Source organism: Hyphomicrobium sp. (assembly GCF_036262015.1).
Taxonomy (GTDB): domain Bacteria; phylum Pseudomonadota; class Alphaproteobacteria; order Rhizobiales; family Hyphomicrobiaceae; genus Hyphomicrobium_C.
Genome location: NZ_DATAJR010000008.1, coordinates 627,604 through 645,847, shown reverse-complemented (window position 1 = coordinate 645,847; position 18,244 = coordinate 627,604). Strand labels below are relative to the sequence as shown.

Annotated in this window: 12 protein-coding genes; 6 read left to right on the top strand and 6 right to left on the bottom strand. The window is 61.7% G+C overall.

The genetic code is table 11. The features are described 5' to 3' along the window. Positions 1 to 71: 71 nt before the first annotated feature. Positions 72 to 929 (bottom strand): DsbA family protein, encoded by an 858-nt coding sequence (locus VHO05_RS11570; RefSeq protein ID WP_329646735.1) that lies wholly within the window; start codon positions 927 to 929, stop codon positions 72 to 74. A 72-nt stretch (positions 930 to 1,001) separates the two neighbouring features. Next, positions 1,002 to 2,402 (bottom strand): M48 family metalloprotease, encoded by a 1,401-nt coding sequence (locus tag VHO05_RS11565; protein ID WP_329646734.1) that lies wholly within the window; start codon positions 2,400 to 2,402, stop codon positions 1,002 to 1,004. Positions 2,403 to 2,628: 226 nt separating this feature from the next. On the opposite strand from VHO05_RS11565, the gene VHO05_RS11560 reads away from it, so the two are divergent. Further along, on the top strand, positions 2,629 to 3,840 hold the full coding sequence (locus tag VHO05_RS11560) for a pyridoxal phosphate-dependent aminotransferase (protein WP_329646733.1): 1,212 nt from the start codon (positions 2,629 to 2,631) through the stop codon (positions 3,838 to 3,840). 55 nt (positions 3,841 to 3,895) lie between these two features. Here VHO05_RS11560 and VHO05_RS11555 read toward each other — a convergent pair whose 3' ends face one another. Together VHO05_RS11555 and VHO05_RS11550 are read right to left on the bottom strand one after the other, a co-directional pair. Further along, complete coding sequence (locus VHO05_RS11555) at positions 3,896 to 4,495, bottom strand: hypothetical protein (RefSeq protein WP_329646732.1); 600 nt, start codon at positions 4,493 to 4,495, stop codon at positions 3,896 to 3,898. A gap of 445 nt (positions 4,496 to 4,940) precedes the next feature. Beyond that, positions 4,941 to 7,955 (bottom strand): ribonuclease E/G, encoded by a 3,015-nt coding sequence (locus VHO05_RS11550; protein ID WP_329646731.1) that lies wholly within the window; start codon positions 7,953 to 7,955, stop codon positions 4,941 to 4,943. A 910-nt stretch (positions 7,956 to 8,865) separates the two neighbouring features. Here VHO05_RS11550 and VHO05_RS11545 point away from each other — a divergent pair. The 5 genes from VHO05_RS11545 (at position 8,866) to VHO05_RS11525 (ending at position 16,808) form a co-directional block, all read left to right on the top strand. Continuing rightward, positions 8,866 to 10,122, top strand: coding sequence for an N-acetylmuramoyl-L-alanine amidase (locus tag VHO05_RS11545; RefSeq protein ID WP_329646730.1), 1,257 nt, complete (start codon positions 8,866 to 8,868; stop codon positions 10,120 to 10,122). A gap of 217 nt (positions 10,123 to 10,339) precedes the next feature. Further along, positions 10,340 to 12,901: a penicillin-binding protein 1A gene (locus tag VHO05_RS11540; protein ID WP_329646729.1), complete on the top strand. Its 2,562-nt coding sequence runs from the start codon at positions 10,340 to 10,342 to the stop codon at positions 12,899 to 12,901. A gap of 138 nt (positions 12,902 to 13,039) precedes the next feature. Continuing rightward, positions 13,040 to 14,171, top strand: a protein-coding gene (gene prfB / locus VHO05_RS11535; protein ID WP_329646728.1) for a peptide chain release factor 2 whose coding sequence is annotated in 2 segments (ribosomal slippage) — positions 13,040 to 13,108 and positions 13,110 to 14,171 — 1,131 coding nt in all. Because the reading frame shifts where the segments join, the coding sequence is not laid out codon by codon here. A 383-nt stretch (positions 14,172 to 14,554) separates the two neighbouring features. Continuing rightward, positions 14,555 to 15,487 carry an aldo/keto reductase gene (locus VHO05_RS11530; protein WP_329646727.1) on the top strand — a complete coding sequence of 311 codons (933 nt, stop codon included), beginning with the start codon at positions 14,555 to 14,557 and terminating at the stop codon, positions 15,485 to 15,487. A 4-nt stretch (positions 15,488 to 15,491) separates the two neighbouring features. After that, positions 15,492 to 16,808 (top strand): NTP/NDP exchange transporter, encoded by a 1,317-nt coding sequence (locus tag VHO05_RS11525; RefSeq protein ID WP_329646726.1) that lies wholly within the window; start codon positions 15,492 to 15,494, stop codon positions 16,806 to 16,808. Positions 16,809 to 17,047: 239 nt separating this feature from the next. Here VHO05_RS11525 and VHO05_RS11520 read toward each other — a convergent pair whose 3' ends face one another. Together VHO05_RS11520 and VHO05_RS11515 are read right to left on the bottom strand one after the other, a co-directional pair. After that, entirely contained in the window at positions 17,048 to 17,836 is a 789-nt protein-coding gene (locus VHO05_RS11520) for an APH(3')-II family aminoglycoside O-phosphotransferase (RefSeq protein WP_329646725.1), read from the bottom strand. A gap of 27 nt (positions 17,837 to 17,863) precedes the next feature. Further along, a complete protein-coding gene (locus tag VHO05_RS11515; RefSeq protein WP_329646724.1) occupies positions 17,864 to 18,229 on the bottom strand; it encodes an ArsC family reductase in 366 nt (121 codons plus the stop codon). Between the last annotated feature and the right edge of the window lie 15 nt (positions 18,230 to 18,244).

Genomic DNA, 18,244 nt, shown 5'->3' with positions numbered 1-18,244 from the left:
AAAAGGCTTGTATAATCAGATACTTACAGAGACCCGCGGAGGGGCAGGGCCGAGAGCCCTGCCCCTCTCGCTCAGCAATAGGCGCATCCAGACTTTCTCAGTTCCGTGACATGGCCTTCGAGCACGTCATAAAGGTTTTCGGGAGCGCCGCCGATCGCCCTGTCGCCGACGAGGAAGTGAGGCGTACCATTGATCTGCAGCTTGCTAGCCAGCTGCTTCACCCGGTCCAACTCGCCCTTGACCTCAGGGGAGGCCATGTCGGCCTTGAGCTTCGCCATGTCGAGCCCGTGAGCCTCCGCCACCTTCAGCGCCACGGCCTCGTTGACGAGACCCTTGCTCTGAATCAGATCGCGGTGGACTTCCCAGTACTTGCCCTGCATGCGGGCGGCGAGCGCCACCTTGGCGGCCTGCTCGGACTCGTCACGCAGAATCGGGAATTCTTTGAATACGACGCGCACGTTCTTGTCCTGCTCGACGAGCTTCGCCACCTCGCTGAAGCCACGCTTGCAGTAGCCGCAGTTGTAGTCGAAGAACTCGACGACGGTGATGTCGCCATCGGGATTGCCAGCAACTGGCGCATTGGGCGCGCGGTAGATCTCTTTGGCATGCTCGGCCACGAGCGCCTTGGTGCGCTCGACTTCATCCTTCGCCATCTTGATTTCGAGCGCGCTCTGCACCTCGAGGAAGATCTCCGGATTCTGAACCAGATAGTCCTTGATGATGCCTTCGATCGCCTGCCGCTGATCCGGTGTGAAATGCGTGGCGTTGGCTCCGATCAAGGCCATGGGACCTGCGGAGCGATTGCTATCCTGTGCGTTGCTCCCGAGCACGAACCACAACCCTGCGAGAAGAAGCAGCGGGGCGGCAACAAGCGCTGCAATACTGAGCGCGGAAGGCCGGCTCGTCTTGGTGCGATCGGATTCGGTCATATGAACTCCATAGAGAAGATCCGGGACCGGCAGGGATGCATGCCCGGCGAGATTGAAGATAATTGTGAGCCGTCAGGTCTGCGGCTTGAAGTTGATAATGTCGTCGGCCTTCACCCAGTCGGGCGAACCGGCCTTCAGGCCATTTTGGGCGCGCTTGGCAAACTCCTGGGCCTGCTTCACGGCGCCAAAATAGAAAAGTCCCTGCGCCCGCGCCAGCTCCGCTTGCGCCATGAGACCTTTGTCGTAGTAGGCCTGACCAAGTGTGTTGTAGGCGCTCGCATTGTCCGGTTCGCGCTGAACGGCCTTCCTCAAGAGATCAACCGCTTCGTTTGTGTACTGAGCCTGCTTGGTTTGCAGAAGCGCCTGGGCGAGCTGTACGCTGACAAGAGGCGCATCTCCCTTATGCAGCTGCAGCGCCTTGCGCAACGGTCCAATAGCCTCCTGCGCGCGTCCCGCCTTCTGCAGGAAGTCGCCCTTGATCTCCCAGAAATAGGGATTGTTCGGCTGATCGCGAATAAGCGCGTCCGCTCCGGAAATGGCCTGCTCAAGACCGCCACCGCCCTGCCGGAACGACGCGATCGCCCGCGCATACCGCGCAGGGAAGCTCGTATTGGACACCGGGTAGCGATTGAACACGGTTGCCGGCGGCTCCATGTAGCCAGATAGCTTGGCACGCATCATATCGTGCCGCGCCTGGAGGTCTGGTGGGTCCGTATTGTTGAAGTAGGGGCTCGTCTCGACCAACTGCCTCAACCGGGCCAGACGATCGGTGGCGACAGGGTGCGTTCTTGCGAAAGCATCACGGTGCGCGTCCGAGAACAGCTCCTGTCCCGCAAACCGCTCGAACGTCGCCAGCATGCCGCGTCCCGACTGCTGGGTGGCATTGAGATAGGAAAGCCCCGCCTGATCCGCCGCGGATTCCTGCGAGCGCCGTTCCGCCGTGAGACCGCGCATAATGAGCTCGTTGCCGCCCATCATCACGCCCTGGCCAGCGCTGCCGATCTCGCGGCCGGAATCTCCGCCTGACACCGCGCCGCCGATCATGGCGCCGATACCCAAAAGCTGAATGAGAAGCGCGCGGGTCTGATCCTTGGCAATGCGCGAGCGCAGGGCCGCCATGTGACCGCCTGCGATATGGCCCGCCTCATGAGCCAGAACCCCGATCACCTCGTTAGGCGTATTGGCCATCATCAGCGTGCCGGTGTTCATGAACACGTTGCGACCATCGACGACGAAGGCGTTGAACGCTTCGTTGTTTACGATGCGAACCGTCACGCGGCCGGTGCCGAGCCCGGCGGCACGGAAGATCTTTTGCGAATAATCGTTGAGGAGAAGCTCGATCTCGGTATCGCGAATGAGCGGCAAACCCTGGGCGCGAGCCGGCTGAGCGGGCAACAGGCCCACCGTCACGGTCACCACGAAGCAGGACAGGACGAACGAGCGAAAACCGGATATGCGAGTTGAAATGCTCATGCTCTTCGTGTCGTTCAAAGGATCGCTGGATCGGACGCAGGCACCGGGCGGATGCGGCCTAGATGGGCATAGAGATGGGGGCAAAGCAAGACCGGCAAAGCACGCCGGTCAGACGTTCGCCTGGCCCCTATAAGCCGACTTTCGACGCACAAATATCCGCGATAGAGGCTGATTTTAATGCGGCCAAACAAAGGCCGCGCGGCACGCTTCACCTTAAGGAAGGTTCATGAAGGACGACGAAAACGCCGGCTCGAATGGCATGCCGCGCCGCGCACGTGCACCAGCGCGCAGAAGCGACATCGCAAGCTTCATCGTCATGGACGTCATGCGGGCCGCCGCCGCGCTCGAAGCCCAGGGGCGTTCAATCATCCATATGGAGGTCGGCCAGCCGGGCACGTCCGCTCCGGACACCGCGCTATCCGCCGTAAGGTCGGCTCTCGATGCTCATACGCTCGGCTACACCGCAGCACTCGGTATGGACGACCTGCGGGGCCGCATCGCGCAAAGCTACCGGGACAACCATGGCATCGACGTGGATGCCAGCCGTGTCATTGTTTGTACGGGATCGTCGGCCGCATTCCTTCTTGCTTTTCTCGCGGTGTTCGACACCGGAGCCAAAGTGGCCCTGCCATCGCCTGGCTACCCGTGCTACCGGCACATCCTGTCCGCGTTGGGCTGCGTTTCACCGCTGATCGAAACGGGTCCCGCGACCCGTTGGATGCCAACCTTGGACGCTCTCTCCGCCTTGGACAGGGACCAGGGGCTCGACGGGCTGCTCATTGCGAGCCCCGCGAATCCGACCGGAACAGTGATTGAACCAGTCCGGCTGGCAGAGCTGGTCCGCTATTGCAACGACAACGGACTCTGGTTCATCTCCGACGAGATCTACCACGGCCTTACATACGGCGTGCCCGCGACCACGGCCCTTGCCTTTTCCGATGATGCCATCATCGTCAACAGCTTCTCGAAATACCATTCGATGACCGGCTGGCGCATCGGCTGGCTGGTCGTCCCGCCATCACTGGTTCGCGTCGTCGAACGCCTGCAACAGAACCTATTCATTTCTGCTCCAGCCGTGTCCCAAATCGCCGCCATAGGCGCGTACGAGGGTATCGGCGAGCTCGAACGCAACCGGGAGACGTACGCGAAAAACCGCGAATTGCTGCTGAAGGCACTTCCCGAAGCAGGCATCACGGCCTTCGCACCACCCGACGGCGCCTTCTATCTCTACGCTGATGTCTCCGCGTTCACCGACGATTCCCTGAGCTTCGCATCGGCGATGCTCAACGAAATCGGCGTGGCCATCACTCCCGGATTGGATTTTGACGAAGCACGCGGCCACCGGTTTGTCCGGTTTTCGTATGCAGGAACAGAAGCCGACATGATCGAGGGTGTCAGACGAATAGCGAACTGGCCCCGTCTCCAACCCCAACGATAAAAAAAGGGGCGCTCATCGCGCCCCTTCCATTCCAGCTCCTGTTCCGGGACTAATCCTAGCCGCGACGGCGCCCACCACCCGCTCCGAGCGACACGAAACGCGGTCCAATGTCGACGTGGATGTGGCTCATACGGGCGTAGGTCATGGTGCCGCCGGAGTGATGGTTGGCGCGCAGCCAGTTGACGATCGCCGCCTTCCGGCCGCCCGCGTCGAAATCGACGGCAAGGCCGAAGCCGTGCTTCGAAGGCTTGCCGCTGCCGGCGATGCGAGCACCCGGACGGCAGGTCGAGATGACCTTGACCGCGCCGAACTGTGCCTCAATCCGATCGAGCAGCGCGCGAGCCGAAGCCTGCAAGCAGCCGCGCGAAGCGCTGGCGCCACCGCCCGAATGGCTCGCGGTCACAGCGCGCCCCTGAAGACGGGCAGCACGACCGGCAGCCGGTTTGCGGCGAACTTGGCCGCTGTATTTTGCGCTCTTCGTCGAGCGACGAGCCGAAACCTGCTTCTTCGCGCGCTGCGCCTTGGCAACCGCAGCCCGGCTGTCAGCCTCATAGAGCGAACTGACAGGGCCGCTATCGACCCGCGCTTCGGCAGGGGCAACGAAGCACCCGACCAAACCCGCACCAAGAACAGCAGCAAAAATCCCCTTGCTCATAATGAGCTCCTCTCATGCTTTACTTAAATTCCGGAGCTTTCCCAAGTAGAGCAGAGCCAATGCGGCTCAAAATCCGGAATTTCCCAAGTCATGCCCCTGGCGATTGAATGAAACTGCAAAGATCATCCAACCTCGCCACGCGAAGATCGTCGCGACATTCAGTTTGTCAGTCTGAACCCTTGCGTCGCAGCTCCCCAACTACTCGACATGACGGGCGGCACTGACACGCCGGGGATGGTCAAAATGTGTCGGTGATCCGCGTACCGACCGGGCCTGGCCGCGCCATTTGTCCGCAAAAGCCAGCAATCTCAAGCAATGCAGGGGACTGACGGGAAAAATTGTCGCGCCGCCAATCGGTTGGACGCGAAAGCGAAAACGGGCCGGGCGAATGCGCCCGACCCGTTTGATTTCAGACCTCAAGCCTGAATTTCAGAAGCCCTTGCAGTCAACCGCCGAGACGGCGCTGCCACCAGCCCCCGCGTTTCGGCGCATCTTCGGCCGGCTCTTGGCTGCTTGCCTGATCCGGAGCAACGACAACGCGCTCTAATTTGGGTTCGGCGGCGGCCGCCTGACGAGCCCGAACACGCGCAAGAACCGCGTTGTCTTCAGCAGCCGGAGGAGCAGCCGGGGCCGCATCTTCACGCTCTGCCGTACGAGCCGGAGCTTGGCGTTCCGTCGAAGCGGTCCGCGCAGGTTCCGAAGCTTCCGGCTGCTCGCCGGTCTCGGCCCCTTGCGACCGCGATGGCTGCCGGTCGTTCTGCCGCTCTGGCTTCCGGCGGGGTTCGCGCGGCTGGGACTGAGCGGGAGGACCCGCCGCCTCGGCCGAGTTGCCTTCCAGTTCGCCATTGAGGAGCTCCGGCGCGCCCTCGCCGATGTCCGAAGCGTGTTGAGCGGCATCCTCGTGCTCGGCGCCCTCGTGCTGGCGCGCACGGTCCCGGCCACGGCGTCCACCGCGACGGCCGCGGCGCCTGCGGCGACCACCGTTCCCTTCTTCGGAGCGCTCGCGATCCCCAGAGCCCTGCTCTCGAGCTTCACGCGGACCAGTGTCCTCATCGCCGCCGTCGACATCAGTGATGTGATCGCCTGCACCGGCTTCGATTGGCTCGTCCAAGTCGATGTCTGCGTCGTTGCCGCTGTCATCGAAAGTCTGGCCGTCTTCGTCAACGCGACGGCCACTGTCCGTCCGAGCCTCGCCGCGGCCTTCACCACCCCGACGCCCGCGACGGCGCCGCCGACGGCGGCTCCCGCCTTCGCGGCCACTCTCTTCACGCCCACGGCCATCGCCGCGAGCCTCGCCACGCTGATGGTCGCCGCCGGTCTCTACCGTTTCGGCGTCGGCGTCCGCCTCGTCCGCATCGGCTTCGGCATTTTCATCTGCGAAGCCCCAATCCATGTTGACCGCGGCGCGATCCGGGCGGCGTGCGGCCACAGGTGCCGCATGTCCCTTTTCGATCAAGAAGTTCGCACCCTGCAGCTTGTCACTCGCCTGAACGGTGATGAACACGCCTTCGCGGGCTTCGATCTCGTTGATGAAGTGGCGCTTGTTGTTGAGGATGTAGAGCGCGACGCTCGACGTCGTCGTTGCGACGAGTGAAGTCCGTGCTCCGGCCATGAGCGCATCTTCCAGCGCCCGCAGCACTGCGAGCGCGACGCTTTCCGTAGAGCGGATGATGCCGGTGCCCTGGCAATGCGGGCACTGCGACGTCGACCCCTCGAGCACGCCCGAACGCAGACGCTGACGGCTCATCTCCATGAGGCCGAAGTGGCTGATCCGCCCGAGTTGAATGCGCGCGCGATCGAAGCGAAGCGCGTCCTTCAACCGGCGCTCGACGGCGCGGTTGTTGCGCTTCTCCTCCATATCGATGAAGTCGATGACGATGAGGCCCGCGAGGTCGCGCAGCTTGAGCTGGCGCGCGATCTCGTCGGCAGCCTCGAGATTGGTGTTGAGCGCTGTCTCTTCGATCGAAAACTCGCGCGTGGACTTGCCGGAGTTCACGTCGATCGCGACCAGAGCCTCGGTCTGGTTGATGACCAGATAGCCGCCGGACTTCAAGGTTACGTACGGATTGAACATCGCATTGAGCTGCCGCTCGATGCCGTACTTGGTGAACAGCGGCTCCGGATCCTGATGCATGAGAACGTTCTTCGCATGGCTCGGCATGAGCATGCGCATGAAGTCCTTGGCATCCTTGTGTGCATGTTCGCCCGCGACGACGATCTCTTCCACGTCCTTGTTGTAAAGGTCGCGGATGGAGCGCTTGATGAGGTTGCCTTCCTCGTAGACGAGGCTCGGTGCCGTGGACTCGAGCGTGAGATCGCGCACACTCTCCCACAGGCGAAGTAGGTATTCGAAGTCGCGCTTGATCTCCTGCTTGGTGCGCGCGGCGCCGGCCGTGCGGATGATCAGCCCCATGCCCTCCGGAACCTCGAGTTCCTGAGCGATGGCCTTGAGGCGTTTGCGGTCCTGCGGATTGGTGATCTTGCGCGAGATGCCGCCGCCCCGCGCCGTGTTTGGCATCAGGACCGTATAGCGGCCTGCAAGCGAGAGGTAAGTCGTGAGAGCCGCGCCCTTGTTGCCGCGCTCTTCCTTGACGACCTGCACCAGAATGACCTGGCGCCGCTTGATGACTTCCTGGATCTTGTAGCTGCGCGGACGGCGGCGCGGACGCGAGGGCAATTCCTCAAGCGCATCTTCCGATCCGACGTTTTCGACGGAGTCCGATTCGGACGTCGCACTGGCAACAACTTGAACTCCCCCACCCTCACCGTTGTCGGCGCCTGAAGCGCCCTCCGGTGCAGCCTCGGCAGCCGCTTCGGGCGCAGGAGCGTCGGCAGCAGTGTCTTCGGACGCCTCGCCTTCGTCGGAGGCGGGTTCACCTCCTTCGAAGCCGCCGGCACTTTCCGGCTCGGCGATGTCTTCGACCAGCACGTCATCGCGCGTGCTGGCTTCCGCGATCACATACGACGTGTTGTCGTTGTCATCGTCGGCGTGGTCGTCGCTGGCCCCGTCGTCTGCACCATCATCGGCGGGATGGTCCTCGTGATGATCATCGTCAGCCGGCGAATTCTCTTCGCCCGCAGCTTCAGGCGCAGAGCTCGAAGCATGCGGCTGACGCCGGCGCGCAAGCCGCTCGGCCCGCGCGTCTGCTGCAGCCTCTTCCTCGGCCTCGGCAAGTGCCTCTTCTTCGATGAGCGCCTGCCGGTCCGCCATCGGGATCTGATAGTAATCAGGGTGGATTTCGTTGAAGGCGAGAAAGCCGTGGCGGTTTCCGCCGTAGTCGACGAAAGCCGCCTGAAGCGACGGTTCGACCCGGGTGACCTTGGCCAGATAGATGTTCCCGCGAAGCAGTTTGCGGGCAGCGCTCTCGTAGTCGAATTCCTCTACACGTCCGTTGCGAAGTACCACCACCCGAGTCTCCTCTGGGTGGGTGGCATCGATAAGCATCTTGTTAGGTGCCATGTTTTTTTATCCTTTGCGCGCCGGCGGGCTGAACCACCGGAACCGGCTTGGAGGCCGGAGGCGTCATGCTGCCGTGTCGTGGCGCGCGCCATTGTTGTGTTTTGATTGAAGGAAGTTGGGGTGAAAGTACGGGTGCACATCCCGAGCGCGGCCGGACGAACCGGAAACGCTCCGCCAGAAGCCGCTGCGGGCCCCGAGGCTGTTGAATGGAATGCGCGGTCGATTTGCATGCGTCCTTAGGCGACAGAGCCTGAGCGTGTCCGGATTTGGGACCTGCATCAGGAAAGGGATGGGCGGCTGACAGTCTTTGACGCGCTTGCGGCAAAATTGCTGCATCAACGCCCAAGACAGGCCGAGTTTTCACTGGAGGACAGCGCCGACCGTCGTCGGGCAAGGCCCGCGCGTTCGGAAAAAGCACCTGTCCCGCCCGTTCGTGGCACCCCTTTCGTTGGCACCTGACAAACGAGCTGCATCGTAGCCGAGACCGCTCTCGGATCGAGGCGTCGGAGCCGACGCGCTTCGGCGCATCATTCGTCTAGGAAACCGCCACTGGGGCGATCCAAGCGCAAACGCTGCCGATCACGAAGCACGCGCCGAACTGCCATCGGGCCGTGCGCATCGTCCGCTTCCGGGACTTGCGATCGCGGGTTGGTGGCAAAACGGATCCTATACCGGACCGAGCATCCAACAGCCGACTGAACTCTCGCGTGAAGTGGACGTACTCAACACGATGCAGGTTAATTTTGTACGGGTTCGCGGAGGGTGTGGCAAGTCCGTTTCAGGGGAAAGAAGGACGCAAGCCCCATTATCCGCCCCGCTCTTGCGAAAATCCTCCGAATATGACCTAACTTGTAGCGCCTACGTGATAATTTGCTCGCAAACGCGATAGGGAACGCGCCTGCAGCCGGAGATGAGAACCAGGACCGGATCTATCGGCCTGCGGACGATTTCGGCCGCATTCGCGATGCTATTGCAGGCCTGGATTTGTGCTCCGGCCCTGGCCGAACCCCTTGCCTCCGCCACCGCGGCTACCCTTGCTGGCGACCAGTACCGGACCTCCTTCCAACTGGAGCTATCTGCTGGCGTCACGGCCGAAATCTACACCCTCGCCAATCCCTACCGGGTCATAGTCGACCTGCCGGACGTGCAGTTCCGACTGCCGGATGGTACAGGGCAGGACGGGCGCGGCCTTGTGCGTACTTTCCGCTATGGTCTCTTTGCCGAGGGCAAGGGACGCGTCGTCCTCGACACAACCGGCCCTGTGAGAATTGAGCGAGCCGCCATGACGGCCGCTCCCCAGGGCGAGAGCATCGTCTTCTCGTTCGATATCGTGACGACCGACCCGGCAAGTTTCGGGTTAGGCACCGGAAGTGGTAAGGCGGCCGCAGAGAACGCACCGAAAGCGCCGCCGCCCGTGGAGCCGCCAACGAACGCCCCGAAGCAATCGGGCAAGCCCGTGATCATGATTGATCCCGGCCATGGCGGCATCGACGCCGGCGCAATCAGCACATCGAACCTGTTTGAGAAGGACGTGGTGCTAGCTGTTGCCAAGGAGCTCGGCCGCCAACTCGCGGCGGCCGGGCGATACGATGTTCGCATGACGCGGGCCTCAGACGTATTTATATCTCTTGATCAAAGACTTAATTTGTCCATGACGCACGGAGTCGACCTTTTCATTTCGCTCCACGCAGACTCGCTCGCCGAGCAGAACGTCGCCCAAACGATCCGCGGCGCAACCATTTATACCCTCTCGGAACGCGCCTCCGACGAGCAGGCACGGCGCATGGCCGAGAAAGAGAACGCCTCCGACCTCCTGGCTGGCCTCAATGCCGCCGACGGACAAGGGGACGATGAGGTAAAAAGCATTCTGTTCGACCTCATGAAGCGAGAAACCGCCAACTTCTCCTCCGACTTCTCGAACGTCCTGGTCCGCAAGCTCAAGAGCGCCACCACCCTTTCGCGCGCACCCCAACGCGCGGCGGCCTTCAAGGTCCTGAAGCAGACGCACGCGCCATCGGTGCTGATTGAGTTGGGCTACTTGAGTAATCCCGAGGACGAAAAGCTTTTGAATTCACCCGCGTGGCACAAGCAGATTGCCGCGTCGATTACAGCAGCGATAGATACCTACTTCGCCAAACGGCGGACCGCTGGCTCGCCACGACCGTAGTGTCCGTTACGCACCGGGTCATATTGCGCCGTGGCACGGCGTCTCGGAGACGCCTGCGCTAAGAACAGTTTAGGAAAGCAGGGCGTTAAGGACGACGTGATGCCACAATCCGTGGTATTGTTTGGCCTTGATCCATGGGTTGCTGCAGTGCAATAGCAGGGCGCCCGGTATCTTTTGGTAACCCGAAATTTTGAGCCGTCGATCGGACCAAGGCGGAATGCGGACCCCTACCCTGCCACCACCCCAGCGCGAGCCGCGGAGAAAGTCCCGTCGGCGCAAAAGCTTCCTCCTGAGTTTTCTGGGATGGAGCTTCGGTGCGTTCGTCGTTCTCTTCCTGGTCGGTTCGGCGGGGGCCGGCTACGTGCTGTGGCAGGCCTCGCAGGATCTCCCCGACTACGAAAGCCTCGCTCGCTACGAGCCGCCCGTCATGACGCGTATCCACGCGCACGACGGCTCACTGATTGCGGAGTACGCGCGCGAGCGGCGCATCTTCGTGCCGATCAACACCATTCCGAAGCGTGTCGTTGCGGCATTCCTCTCGGCCGAGGACCGGCGCTTTTACGAGCATGGCGGCCTCGACCTCCAGGGCATCGCCCGCGCCGTCTTCAAGATGATCGAAACTAAGATCCAGGGTGGCGACCGGCGCACCGAAGGTGCTTCGACCATCACTCAGCAGGTCGCGAAGAACTTCCTGCTGACGAGTGACCGCACGATGGACCGCAAGATCAAGGAAGCGATCCTCGCCATCCGCATTGAGCGGGCCTATTCGAAGGATAAGATCCTCGAGCTCTACCTGAACGAGATCTATCTCGGCATCGGCGCCTATGGCGTCGCCGCAGCTGGCCTTGCCTACTTCAACAAAGAGCTCAAAGACCTGACGGTCGAAGAGGTGGCCTATCTCGCCGCCCTACCGAAGGCACCCAACAACTATCACCCCTTCCGCCAAAAGCAGCGCGCGACGGAACGCCGGAACTGGATCATCGGCCAGATGGCCGAGAACGGCTACATCACGGAAGAGGAAGAGACCGAGGCAAAGGCCAAGCCGCTCGCGGTCAACATTCGCCCGGGCGGCGCGCACATCTTCGCTGCGGAATACTTCGCCGAGGAAGTCCGTCGCTCACTGATGTCAGCTTACGGCGAGGCGAAGCTGTATGCCGGCGGCCTGTCCGTCCGCACTACGCTCGACCCGCGCCTCCAGCAGATTGGACGCAAGGCGCTGATCGATGGCCTCATCGGTTATGACCGCAAGCAGGGCTGGCGCGGTCCGGTGGCGAAGATCGATATTTCCGGAGACTGGGGCGTGCCTCTGGGCGCGATCGACAGCCCGTCTGACATCGCACCTTGGCGCCTCGGCGTCGTCCTCTCGATGGAGAAGACAAAAGCCGTCGTCGGCCTGAAACCCTCGCGCAAACAGGATGGCTCGCTGACCGACGAACGTCTCGCGGTCGAACTTACGCTTGACGAAGTGAAGTGGGCCAAGGTGCCGGGCAAGCGCACGACGCCAACGGCCATCGCCGACATTCTAGCGGCAGGTAACGTGATCTACGTCGCGCCGAAGGATGACAAGAATTTGGCTGGCGCTTGGTCGCTGATGCAGATCCCGGAGGTCAGCGGCGGGTTGATCGCAATGGACCCTCATACCGGCCGCGTCCTGGCGGTCGTCGGGGGCTTCTCCTTCGCGATGAGCCAGTTCGACCGCGCGCTGCAGGCAAAGCGGCAGCCCGGCTCCTCGTTCAAGCCGTTCGTTTACGCCGCCGCCCTGGATAACGGCTACAAGCCGACCTCGATCGTACTCGACGCACCGATTGAGATCGAACAGGGCCCTGGCCAGGACATCTGGAAGCCGAACAACTACGAAAAGGATCAGTCCCACGGTCCGACGACGCTGCGCGTGGGCGTCGAGAAGTCACGAAATCAGATGACGGTCCGCCTCGCCCAGGACATGGGCATGCCGATCATCACAGAATACGCCAAGCGCTTCGGCATCTACGATGACCTCCTTCCGGTGCTGTCGATGTCGCTGGGCGCCGGTGAAACGACGCTTCTCAGAATTGCGACCGCGTATTGCATGATCGCCAACGGCGGCATGACGGTTCGCCCGACACTGATCGATCGTATCCAGGATCGCTGGGGCAAATCGGTCTGGCGCCACGATGCACGCCAATGTGTGGATTGTACTGCCGAGCAGTGGGCCAACCAGCCCGAGCCCGACGTGCCGGACGATCGCCGGCAGATCATCGATTCTCATACCGCCTACCAGATGACGTCCATTATGGAGGGTGTCATCCAGCGCGGCACGGCAACGTCTCTCAAGGCGCTGAACCGCCCGCTCGCCGGCAAGACGGGTACGACGAACGAAGAAAAGGACGCTTGGTTCGTCGGCTACACGCCGGACCTCGTCGTCGGCGTGTTCGTCGGCTATGACTCGCCGCGTCCGATGGGTAAAGGCAATACGGGTGGCCAGGTTGCCGCCCCCATCTTCGGCAACTTCATCAAATCCGCGCTCGCCGATCAGCCCGCCATCCCGTTCCGCATTCCGCCCGGCATCAAGCTCGTGCGCGTGAGCCTGAAGACGGGCCTTCGCGCATCGCCTGACGATCCGAACGCAATCGTCGAAGCATTCAAGCCCAACGAGGAACCGGATGATGCCTACTCCGTCATCGGCTTCTCGGATCCCTATGCCCAAAGCGCAGCGGACAGTTCATCGGGCGGCGGATGGCAGCCCGGCCCGTCTGCGTCGCCTGGCAATGGTGGGGCACGTCCCGGTGGAATGTGGTGAGAATTTTTCCCGTACAACTAAGTAATTAGCAAACACCGGCTGTCGCGCTGCATCCTGTCGTCGCGTTTACAGACACAGCAGCGGTCTCTATATGTCAGCCGCAACATTCCCGACTATCACCGTCCCTGGGAGGCAGCTATGCGCGCTGAAGCGCAAAAGGTCGTGACTTCGATTGAAGAGGCATTGGTCCTCTTGAGGAGGTCTCTTTGACCCGGAACAAGCTGAGGCTCGCCTAGCCGACCTCAACCGGCGCGCGGAAGATCCCGCGCTCTGGAACGACCCCGCACAGGCGCAGAAAGTCATGCGCCAGCGCCAGCAGCTCGAACACTCCCTGACCGACTTCCGTCGTATCGAGCGCGAGTTCGAAGACAACCTGACTTTGATCGAACTCGGCGAAGCCGAGGACGACGAGGCGACTGTCAGCGAGGGTGAAGGAGCGCTTCGGCGCCTCGACGAAGAAGTCCAGCGCAAGAGCATTGAAGCGATGCTGTCGGGTGAAGCCGACGGCATGGACACGTATATCGAAATTCATGCTGGCGCCGGAGGCACGGAAAGCCAGGACTGGGCCTCAATGCTCACCCGCATGTACATGCGGTGGGCCGAGCGCCGCGGCTTCAAGGTGAAGCTGATTGATGAGAGCCCAGGCGAAGAAGCCGGCCTCAAATCCGCGACGCTCGAGATCGAGGGCGAGAACGCCTACGGCTGGTTGAAAACGGAAGCCGGCGTGCACCGCCTCGTGCGCATCTCGCCGTTCGACTCCAACGCACGCCGCCACACGAGTTTCGCATCCGTCACCGTCTATCCGGTGATCGACGACTCCATCGAGATCGACATCAATCCGGCCGATGTCGACGTGAGCTTCGCGCGATCGAGCGGCGCCGGTGGCCAGCACGTGAACCGCACCGAATCTGCTGTGCGCCTCGTGCATAAGCCCACGGGTATCGTGATCTTCGCCCAGGAGCAGCGCTCCCAGCACCAGAACAAGGACATCGCCTTCAAACGCCTGAAGGCGCGCCTCTACGAGCTGGAGTTAAAACGACGCGAGCAGAAAGCGACCGCCGAGCAGGCCGCAAAGACTGACATTGGCTGGGGACACCAGATCCGCTCCTATGTCCTTCAGCCCTATCAGCTCGTCAAAGATCTGCGCACTGGAACCCAGAGTTCGAGTCCGGACACGGTACTCGATGGCGATCTCGATCCCTTCATCGAGGCAACTCTGGCCCAGCGCATGCGCGGCGGTTCTGCCGCCGAGATCGCCGATCTCGACTAAAACAGGCTGCGGGGAACGGGCAGAAGGCAGCAGCGGTATCTCTCATCCGCTGCCCAGCTGTCAGCTGCCCGCCTTCCCTGTTCCCTACGGGACAGCGCGCCTTTTCCAAAAGTTTCATGGTCTGCCTACGGGAACAAAAGCGCCCTCCCCGCTGTTGGTTCCCAGATCCACCGGAGTTGCTACCCCCGCTCTCCGGTGTGACCGAGCACCGCTGCGGGTTCCCCCCACCCACGCTCAGCGGTGCTCCCCGCACGGTCGGCCCCCCAGTCCCCCCGCTGGGGGGCCTCCATTTTTTAAGGCTGGCTTAAGAAAGGGCTCCCACACCGGCAGCTATCGGCGTCCAGCGCCCAAATCTAAGTTGAGCCGACTAAGGAGAGCCGCCCATGCAGTCGCGCCGCAGCTTCCTGAGTTCAACCTCCGCCGCCGCAGCCATGCTCACCTTGGCGCCATTCGACAGAGGTCGCGCTGAAGCCACGTCCCCTGGCACAAGGGCGCTTGCGACCCGGGCCATTCCGTCCACAGGCGAGAAGCTCCCCGTGATCGGCATGGGAACGTCGGGAAGCTTCGAGGTTGGCGAGAACACCCCGGAGTATGAAGCCCTGCAGGAGGTCGTGAAGGTATTTTTCGCAGGCGGCGGTACGGTCATCGACACGGCACCGACGTACAGAAACGCCGAGGACGTGCTCGGCATCCTGCTGGCCGAACAAAACCTCCGCCCCGAGGCATGGATTGCAACAAAGCTATCAGGCATTCGAGGTCGCGAAGCTGGTCTCGCTCAATTCAAATCCACGCTTGCCCGATTGAAAACCGACAAAGTCGAGCTGCTCCAGGTCCACAATCTCGGAGACCTGAAGACCCAGCTCGCGGTCGCGCGCGAGCTGAAGGCGGAAGGCAAGACGCGCTACGTGGGTGTGACGCATTATCTCGAACACGCGCAGGACGAGCTGGCTGACGTCGTACAAGCGGAGAAGCCGGACTTCCTTCAAATCAACTATTCGGTCGTCACGCGCGGAGCCGAAAAACGCGTTTTCCCGTTAGCCAAAGATCTCGGCGTCGCCGTGATGATCAATCGCGCCTTTGAGGATGGAAAGCTGTTCGCACAGGTGAAGGAAAAGGCGCTGCCGCCCTGGGCGGCCGAGGCGGGCATCACCTCATGGGCGCAAGCGTTTCTGAAATTCGCCTTGAGCGATCCAGCGGTGACCGTCGTCATCCCCGCCACCGGAAAACCGCATCGCCAGGCCGACAACTTGAAAGCCGGCCTTGGTCCTAACCTGACAGATGAGCAGCGCGCGTCACTCATTTCGCTTTTGGCGTGACCGCATGATTGAACCCGCCACGCGCCCTGCGCGCGAAAAGCTCGATCGCCTCATCAATATCGAGCGAAAAGATGCGCCGGTCATCTTCGCCGGTGCAGCCATGTTTTTCCTGCTGTTCACAGGCTACTTCATGCTGCGGCCGGTACGGGAGACCATGGGCATCGCAGGAGGCGTCGAAAACCTGCAGTGGCTCTTTACGGCAACCTTCATCGCAACGCTCATCGCATTGCCGATCTTCGGATGGATAGCAACCAAAGCCCAGCGCCGCCGTATTCTACCGTGGACCTACGCCTTCTTCGCGCTGAACCTCGTGGCGTTTGCGCTCGGATTCGTGCGCAATCCCGACGACGTCTGGACCGCACGAACCTTTTACGTCTGGCTGTCTGTGTTCAATTTGCTCGCCATCTCGCTCGCCTGGAGCGTATTGGCCGACGTGCTCTCCACGTCGGAAGCAAAGCGGCTCTTCGCTATCATCGCGGGCGGAGCAAGCTTGGGCGGCCTGACGGGTCCTATCCTCGGCACAATTCTGGTCGGCCCCATGGGCCACGCGGGACTGCTGTTGCTGTCGGCGGTCCTTCTGGTTTTGAGCGCGTTCGCCGCCGTCTGGCTTCATCGCTGGCGCGACCGCAACCCCGCCACCGACGAAAGGATCGATGTCCGGGAGAAGCCGCTTGGCGGCAATATATTCGCCGGCGCCACGGCAGTAGTTTCGTCGGGTTATCTCGCCGTCATTGCCCTATTTGTTGTTTTGCTCGCGGTCGTCAGCACATTTCTCTACTTTGAGCAGGCGAGACTCGTCGCGGAAACCTTCCCGGACAAGACACGCCAAACCCAAGTGTTCGGGATCATCGACACCGTGGTCCAGTCGCTCACCATCCTCATCCAGATTTTTCTAACCGGCCGCATTGCCGACCGCTTCGGCATCGGCGTTCTGCTCGTGACAGTACCACTCATCATGGCCGTCGGCTTTCTCTGGCTCGCCTTTGCGCCGGTCTTCGCCGTCCTGGCCGTGATCATGGTGGCGCGCCGCGTCGGCGAATACGCCCTCGTCCGGCCGGGCCGCGAGATGCTCTACACGGTCCTCGATCCCGAAGAAAAATACAAAGCCAAGAACTTCATCGATACGGTCGTCTACCGAGGGGGCGATGCAGTCGGCGGTTGGGTAAAGCGAGCGCTCGACGTCCTCGCCGAGCACCCCGCTGTCGCCATGCTCATTGGTACGGGGATCGCGGTCCTCTGGGCAGTGACCGGGGCCTGGCTGGGACGGCAGGAACTCGACAAAGACAAAGCTCAACCCATTCTAGAAAAAGGGATTATTTAAGCAGGACGACATTTCTTGGAATTCTTGTTGCTCGGGCCGGAATAAGTCTCCGGAATTTCCGTTTTCCCGTAAGTGCGGACCGAATGCTTATGTCCCCGCGTTGGCAATCGAGCCGCACATCACGAACTCATCAAGAGATCACGTCTGGAGATGAGCCGTCAATGGACGGGACAGGCCCCGCACACCTGTCCCGTCTTTTGCGTTTGGGGCTAGAGCGGTACTCTCCGCTCAAACACGCATCAAAAAAATTCGTCGAGAAACCGATAGAAAGCGAGCCGCTCGGGATCGTGGTCGCCTCCGTAGCGCTTCAAGAACGGCGCGACCCATTGTTCACCCAGGTTGTACTGCACGCTCCAGCTGGCCAGTGCCAGGTCCTGATGCCGATCGGCGACGCCAAGACGGCCGCAATCAATAAAGCCAGTGAAGCTGCCATTTTCGGCAAGCAGGTTTGGAAGGCAGGCATCACCATGAGCGACCACAAGGTCCTCGTCTTTGGGACGCCGTGCGAATAGCTCCTCGACCAACTCGGACACCGGACGACCCAGACGTTCCTCGTCGAAGTCATCGGTATCTACGAGCCCAGCTTCAGCGCGTTGACGCGCGCAAGCGATCTTCACATCGAGCCGCTGGTCGAAGGGGCAGGTCTCGATATCGCGCCCATGGAGCACGCGTAGCGCGTCGGCCGCGATCTCGATGGTCCGTCGCGCATCGAGGTGGAGAGGGGACGCGAGATCATGACCAGGGACCGCGCTCATCAGCAGCCAATCATGCTCGCCGTGTCGCGTTTCGGCTAGAATGCTCGGGCAAGCCATCTTTTGATCTGCGAGCCAGCGCAACCGCGCCACCTCCCCCGGCAGTTCAGAAAAAAATGATACGCGTTCCGTCTTGACGAAAAACGTCGGCTGCCCTGCAGCCTCGAGCCGGAACACGGAAGCGTCTGAGCGCCCGATGGTCTGCAAGGTCCAGGAATAGCCGGAGACACGCTCATCAAGAGTGTCCGGAACGCCTGAAGGTTTCCCGTGCTGCATGCTGCCCCTGTTTCTCTAAACGGCCAATCAGACTTTCAGTGCTGCCGCGTAGAGGTCAGGCTTGAAGCCGACCAGGGGCTTTTTTGCTCCGAATTCAAGCACTGGCCGCTTGATGAGCGAAGGCTGCTCCAACATCAAAGCCACCGCCTTCTTCTCATCCAGGCCCTGCTTGTCTTTGTCCGAGAGCTTGCGAAACGTGGTCCCCGCGCGATTGAGCAGCGTTTCCCACCCAACGTCGCGGCACCAGCCTTCGAGACGTGTCTTGTCGATTCCAGCCGCCTTGTAGTCATGAAAGCTATAGTCGACGCTATGGTCAGCGAGCCAGGCGCGCGCCTTCTTCATCGTATCGCAATTCGGAATGCCGTAGATCGTCACGCGCTTTGCCTTGGCCATGTCTCGTCCGTCTTC

Excerpts from the sequence above, each read along its gene's own strand:
- VHO05_RS11525 (WP_329646726.1), top strand. The coding sequence starts at position 15,492 with ATGATTGAACCCGCCACGCGCCCTGCGCGCGAAAAGCTCGATCGCCTC.
- VHO05_RS11515 (WP_329646724.1), bottom strand. The coding sequence starts at position 18,229 with ATGGCCAAGGCAAAGCGCGTGACGATCTACGGCATTCCGAATTGCGAT.
- VHO05_RS11560 (WP_329646733.1), top strand. The coding sequence starts at position 2,629 with ATGAAGGACGACGAAAACGCCGGCTCGAATGGCATGCCGCGCCGCGCA.
- VHO05_RS11530 (WP_329646727.1), top strand. The coding sequence starts at position 14,555 with ATGCAGTCGCGCCGCAGCTTCCTGAGTTCAACCTCCGCCGCCGCAGCC.
- VHO05_RS11555 (WP_329646732.1), bottom strand. The coding sequence starts at position 4,495 with ATGAGCAAGGGGATTTTTGCTGCTGTTCTTGGTGCGGGTTTGGTCGGG.
- VHO05_RS11550 (WP_329646731.1), bottom strand. The coding sequence starts at position 7,955 with ATGGCACCTAACAAGATGCTTATCGATGCCACCCACCCAGAGGAGACT.
- VHO05_RS11545 (WP_329646730.1), top strand. The coding sequence starts at position 8,866 with ATGAGAACCAGGACCGGATCTATCGGCCTGCGGACGATTTCGGCCGCA.
- VHO05_RS11540 (WP_329646729.1), top strand. The coding sequence starts at position 10,340 with ATGCGGACCCCTACCCTGCCACCACCCCAGCGCGAGCCGCGGAGAAAG.
- VHO05_RS11520 (WP_329646725.1), bottom strand. The coding sequence starts at position 17,836 with ATGCAGCACGGGAAACCTTCAGGCGTTCCGGACACTCTTGATGAGCGT.
- VHO05_RS11570 (WP_329646735.1), bottom strand. The coding sequence starts at position 929 with ATGACCGAATCCGATCGCACCAAGACGAGCCGGCCTTCCGCGCTCAGT.
- VHO05_RS11565 (WP_329646734.1), bottom strand. The coding sequence starts at position 2,402 with ATGAGCATTTCAACTCGCATATCCGGTTTTCGCTCGTTCGTCCTGTCC.